This window comes from Gammaproteobacteria bacterium, assembly GCA_003696665.1.
Classification (GTDB): Bacteria; Pseudomonadota; Gammaproteobacteria; order Enterobacterales.
Map to the genome: position 1 here is coordinate 1 of RFGJ01000237.1, position 5,826 is coordinate 5,826.

The 5,826-nt window shown below is 52.3% G+C and carries 2 protein-coding genes; both read left to right on the plus strand.

Translation table 11 applies throughout. The features are described from left to right. Positions 1 to 3,584 precede the first annotated feature (3,584 nt). Positions 3,585 to 4,070 (plus strand): LysM peptidoglycan-binding domain-containing protein, encoded by a 486-nt coding sequence (locus tag D6694_06785; protein RMH43676.1) that lies wholly within the window; start codon positions 3,585 to 3,587, stop codon positions 4,068 to 4,070. Positions 4,071 to 4,567: 497 nt separating this feature from the next. Continuing rightward, positions 4,568 to 5,826 (plus strand): hypothetical protein (locus D6694_06790; GenBank protein RMH43675.1); only part of this gene is annotated, 1,259 nt, incomplete at its 3' end.

The window sequence follows — 5,826 nt, forward strand, 5'->3', positions numbered from 1 at the left end:
TACAGGTGCGAGGCGCCTAACAGGTTGAGACGAAGGACCAAGGACGGAGGACGGATATCGAAGTGTACATCCGCCCTGAACGTGTTCGGATTCGTCTTTCGCCCTCCGTCTTCCGTCCGAAAAATCGTCAAGCGGCCCTCCTCAGATCATGAACCGCGCCACGCCAGGAAATCTGCGTGCGGAGCCAGCGTGCATCTGCGTCCCAATTTTTGTCCATCGGGGTGCACAGCGTTCACGGTGTCTACGGAAAATTCCGTAGGCCGGCTTGCGGAATACTCCTGTTGTGGGGTTGGGGGGCATCCTCTAGTATAGGAACAAATTGCTATGCAGCAATTCCCTTGAACGGTGCCGTCTAACTTTGCAGATGCCCTCTTGTTGGCCGATCTATCCACGCCGAAACAAAAGACGGCTCCTTCTCCGTGAATAAGACCCAATCACTATCCACATCCATCCCCAATATATCCGTAAGGAGATGTCGTATGTTCTACACCAAATGGAAGTTCAGCAGTCTCGCGGCTCTATTGATAGTGAGCCTTATATTTACTCCTGCCAGTGTATTTGCAGAAGCAGTGGAACCCAATGCGGGTGATCCACCTACATTGCGCGTATATGGCCTCAATAGCGAAGGTGCTGGGGATACAACAAGCTCCGCTGAGGATGCTCCCTATACTGGTGAAAAAGGTGTCAATTCCATTTTTGATCCTCAGGGAACGCAGGCGCCCGTTAAAGACTCCGTAACATGGAATCCGCTATGGATGTACGAAGATGAGACTTTTGATGAGAATCAAGCGCAGGGACTCTACCAGAAACTTTTCGCCGATGGCATCAATATCGCCGAAAAAGTTTGGCATCGCTTTTGGTATGAACCAAATCACCAGGACAAGGACTCGATCGCGTATCCAGCGATCATGCAGGAATTCACCTATATCCTGACTGAAGCGGCCCCTGCTGCATCTGTTCCCCAGCCTATTTCAGGCCCGGCGGGCAGTACACAATTTGTTTTCCCCGTCGGCATTGCTGATGGCCTATTGTTCGATCCATTCGGTTACGGACTGACAAGCTTGGATGCGGATTTTGATGGTTGGTCTGATATCGTGCAGATCGACAGCGAAGCCAGTCTTGCCGCAAAAACCGGTATTGACGCCGATTTCAACGCCAACGGCGTTTTGGACCCATTGAATGCAGATGGCGCCATGCTCAGTGGCGATGAACTGGTCGTACTCAGTATTGCGCCCAAATCAATACCTGTCGGAGGTCGTTTACAGTTTTTGGATCACGCGATTCAAGTGCAGAACGTAACCAATCAGGGTGTCACTGTCGAAATCCTGTACACCGGGGATTTGCTTCCGGCGATGGTGGGCGCCCAAACCTTAGGTGTGAATGAACTCTGGTCCTACAAGACCCGCTTGCCCGGAATTCCTGCCCCTGCACCCGCTACCATATCGTTGGGGGCATTCTTTGTGCAGGTAGTTGGCGTCGATCTGGGCACAGGTGTTGCACAACTCCGTGTAGGTCGTGCCTTGGGGGCCACCCATGCCACTATCGAAACGGGTGGGCCGACTCCTATCGATGACGAGCCACAAAATTCACTGAAACGCTTCTATGTGGATGGCCACCAGTACAATGTTGTGGCTATCGGTACAGAGGGTACAGACAACTTCAGCTTTATCACCATCCGCACCCCTGTTCCCAAAGCGCCGGTTACGATCAAGCAGCATTCTGTCCATTTGCAGGGCTACGGCTTCTTCGAATGGCTGCCAATGATGCCTCCCTTTAACTATGAGCATTACATCATTAACGACGTACAAACAGACCACACCGGTCGGTTAATGGGTGATTCCTTTGGTCCTGTACCACCCATCCTCCAGAATCCTAACTGGCTGCCTTACACGGCCTTTCGACGCGACGGGAATGGTCCGACGTACTCGCAACGCCAAGCTATGCGGGCTGTCTATGTAAGAGAAGAGTTGAATCCCCAGTATCGAGGGCAGTTACTGCAGGTGTATAAGGAAGGGGATGACGGCAGCGAAAGCTTTGGAGTCCAACGTTGGAATACAATGCCTTCCAGCTTCACCGAATTTTTACTGCCCGATATCCCTGGCTTTAGAGATCTTTATCTCTTTACCGGTGCTTTCACGGCGCCGCAGAGTGGTAACCATCGGGTCAAGCTCTGGTTTGATCCGGCCGCTAGTGGAGCGAAATACAAGTCGCCTGCCTGGTTGCGAGTCTATGGCCAAGGCAACGAAGGAGCGGGTGACACCAGTGCCAGCGATCCCGGGAATGCAGACTATCCTGTGGAGGTCGCGCCTTATACAGATCCCGAAGCGCCCTTTGATCCGCTGGCCGAACAGGCGCCGATCAAAGACTCTATCACTTTCAATCCAGCTTTCATGAGCGAATTTCAAAGTTGTCAGGCGGATCCATTGGTGAGAACACTGTATCCTGCCATCTCTATTGATGCCCATGATGCGCTGGAGAAGGTCTTCTTCCGCATGTGGTATGAACCGAATTACTTAGACAAAATTTTGGGGCCGGACAATGAGTACCGCTTCCCCGCGCTTCTGCAAGAGTTCACCTATATGTATCTGAATACGGCTGACCAGCCGACCTACGCACAGCCAGGCTTCAGTAGTTTTGTCTTTCCATCTGCTACTGACTGGCCCACGTTGTGGGGACGCTTCGGCGGTGGTCTAACGACCTTCGATGCCGATTTTGATGGTCAAAACGACGATATCGTGCGGTTGCACAGTGAACAAACACTAGCCGAAGCCACCGGCATTACGGCAGATTTCGACGGCGATGGAACGCTTGATGCGTTGGATTCCGACAGCGATATGAATGGGAATGAAATGGTAGTCTTCGCTGTCGAAGATATCACCCTCAGTCTGGCGACGCCTGAGACCAGCTTTGCTCAGTTCCTGGATCACATGGTGCAATTCCAAGGCATTACGTCCAATGGTCGAGTGCTCCTGCAATTGTGGAACACCGGTGGAGGATTGGAACGGCTGCCCGGTGGCGGGTATAACATTGCGCCCCACGAAGTGGGAGTAACGCTGCCCTATGCAGTGGGCTCAATGGGGATCGTTGGCCGCAACAAAGTCAATGTGCGCCAGATCCCACCCGGCGGCGGAAACTTGGGTGAAGTCGACGGTGGCTGGTTCGTTTACATAAACGACATCAATTCAAATGCTGGCACCGTCTCTGTTACTATCGGACGCGCCTTGGGAGCCACGCACTCAGCTATCGATAACAATGCTGGTCGGCACGATCTGACCCCCGGAGATCCGTGGTATCTCAAGCGTTTCTTCGTTGATGGCCACGAATACAACGTGGTTGCCATCCGCACCCATGAGATCTCGAATGGTCGTTACGGTTTCAAGTACATCACCATTCGCACGCCTGTGCCGAAAGCCCCATTTGTTAATCGTCAAGATTCGCTGGTGCTACAACACTACCTGCCCAATGGCGCCACCATCATCTCGGTGATGCCGCCTTTCAATATCGACGGGCACACCATCGCCGAGGATGTCCTGGCCAATCAGAATGACGTCGGTGTACTTGGCGCATCCGTGTGTCGTCCGCCAATGGATGTACTTTTGATGGAAGAGGCCATCGAAGACGAGTTCTTCGGTGAACTCAAAGAGGTGTTGAAGGTCGTCGACGGTAAATTGGTATGGACCAACCAGTCCTACCACACCCTCCCAGACGCCTACACAACTCTTGCTTTCCCGGCTGGCGAACTGTATCTGCTCACCAATGACTGGAAAGACGAGAACGGCAACACCGTTCAGTTCTGGTACCAACCAGGGGTTTCTCAGGATCTCTTTGTAGACCCTCCAGCGCTTTACATTGAACCATCAGCTTTCAAAAGAAGCGGCGGCGCCGTGACGAAGGCGGCGCCCGCCGCAACCGCAGATGGGAAGATGATTCATGTTGTGCAACGTGGCGAGTCGCTCTGGAAGATCGCAACGCAGTATGGCGTCTCTCTGCAATCGGTGATTGACGCCAACAATTTGGCAAATCCGCGAATGCTGGTGTCGGGCCAGCGGTTGATTATCCCAACCCATTGACCCCTAATGAAATGAGGGCGGGCCACTTGCGGTGGCCCGCCCTTTCCCATCTTTCGTGTATCCCTTTCAATATATGAGGTATGACAACAGGACAACGACGAACGATAATCGTTTCGGCTATCATTATTGCCGTCTTGCTTGGCGTGTTTGCCATCTGGTTGCTGATTACAGCGCGCCCAGGCCCTATCATTAACGCAACACCCTCGGTACAGCCCACTAGAATAGCAGGCCGCACTCCCTCACCCACCAGTACGCCAACCACGAATCCTCAGAGAACGGCGACACCTGTGGCCGTCGCGGCGCCCTCCTCAGTTCCTTCCCTGAATTTTACGACAACACCAACGACAACACCGACAGTAACACTGTCACCATCTCCCACGCCGCTAGAAGCACAGACACTTACACCAAGTGCAACCGCATCCCTTACACCAATCGAAACACCACCGGTAACGCCGCCTGTCGTATGGAGTGAAACGTCAACCGCTGTTGTTGCGTCTGTGGATTCCGTTCAAGAAGAGCGATTGAGCCCGCTTTCCGATACGCCGCCACCAAACGATCCTCGTGCACTTGCACTACGCTACGGCAAAATACAACCGGGATGGTCCACGAATGGCCTCTCTCGTATGGAATTGGGGGCGCAAAAATCATTCTGGGTGCGGACAACAGAGGAAATCGCAAGGGAAGTGACGGCAATTTTGGTCTACCGTAGTGCGCATCTTGATTTCTGGGTGGAAAAAGGTCAAGTGGCCCTTAACGCCGAAGCCCAATTTGCGCAAATTGCATCTCAATTCGAGACAGAGGTCTATCCGGTCGCTGCACGCTTTTTTGCACCCATGATCCTTGAGCCGTCAGTGGCTGTTCTCCATGCCACTGGAATGGGGGAAAACATCTATGCTTACTATGCAGACATCGATGAATTGCCTCAGTATTTGTTTTCCCTAAGCAACGAAGCAAGCATGATCTATGTGAATCTTGACAATGTGACACCGGCCTCAGATTACTATATGCGCCTGTTGGCCCATGAATGGCAACACGTCTTGCAGCGGCGTGTGGATCCTAACGAGGAGTTATGGCTGAATGAGGGCATGTCCGAATTAATAGCGACCCTTGCGACCGGTCCGACAAATGGGCTCAGCCAAGAATATCAGCGGCACCCAGATATTCCTCTTTTGGCTTGGAAGCAAGAAGATACCCCTTTGTCAGCATACTATGGTGGCGCATATCTTTTCTTACGTTATCTTTTGGACCGATTTGGCGATAATTTTCTGCGCATGGTTATCGCTTCACCAGATAACGGGATAGGTGGATTTCGCATATATCTAGCCGAGAAGGGGCTAGACTTTGCCAGTGTGTATACAGATTGGATTTTATCCACTGGATTGAACGATAAATTCGTCCATAGCAGCCTGCATACGTCCTTCCCGATCCGGATCGATGAAACAATATATCCATTCGGCGTCGATGTGATCGAAATGTACGGTGGTGGTGGAAACACGTTCTACTTTCAAGGACAACCCGAAGCGTCCCTGATCTCCGATACTATCCCTAGTGGAGAATATATTTGGTGGTCGAATCAGGTTGATGGCAGCGATACGATTCTGACACGCGCTTTTGATCTGTCATCTGTGTCGACCGCCCACTTGACCTATTCACTCTGGTACGACATCGAGAGTAAGGACTGCGCCTACACGGCTGTTTCCATAGACGGCGGGCAAAGTTGGCAGGTGCTGCATGGAGAATGGGGACGAACAGACAA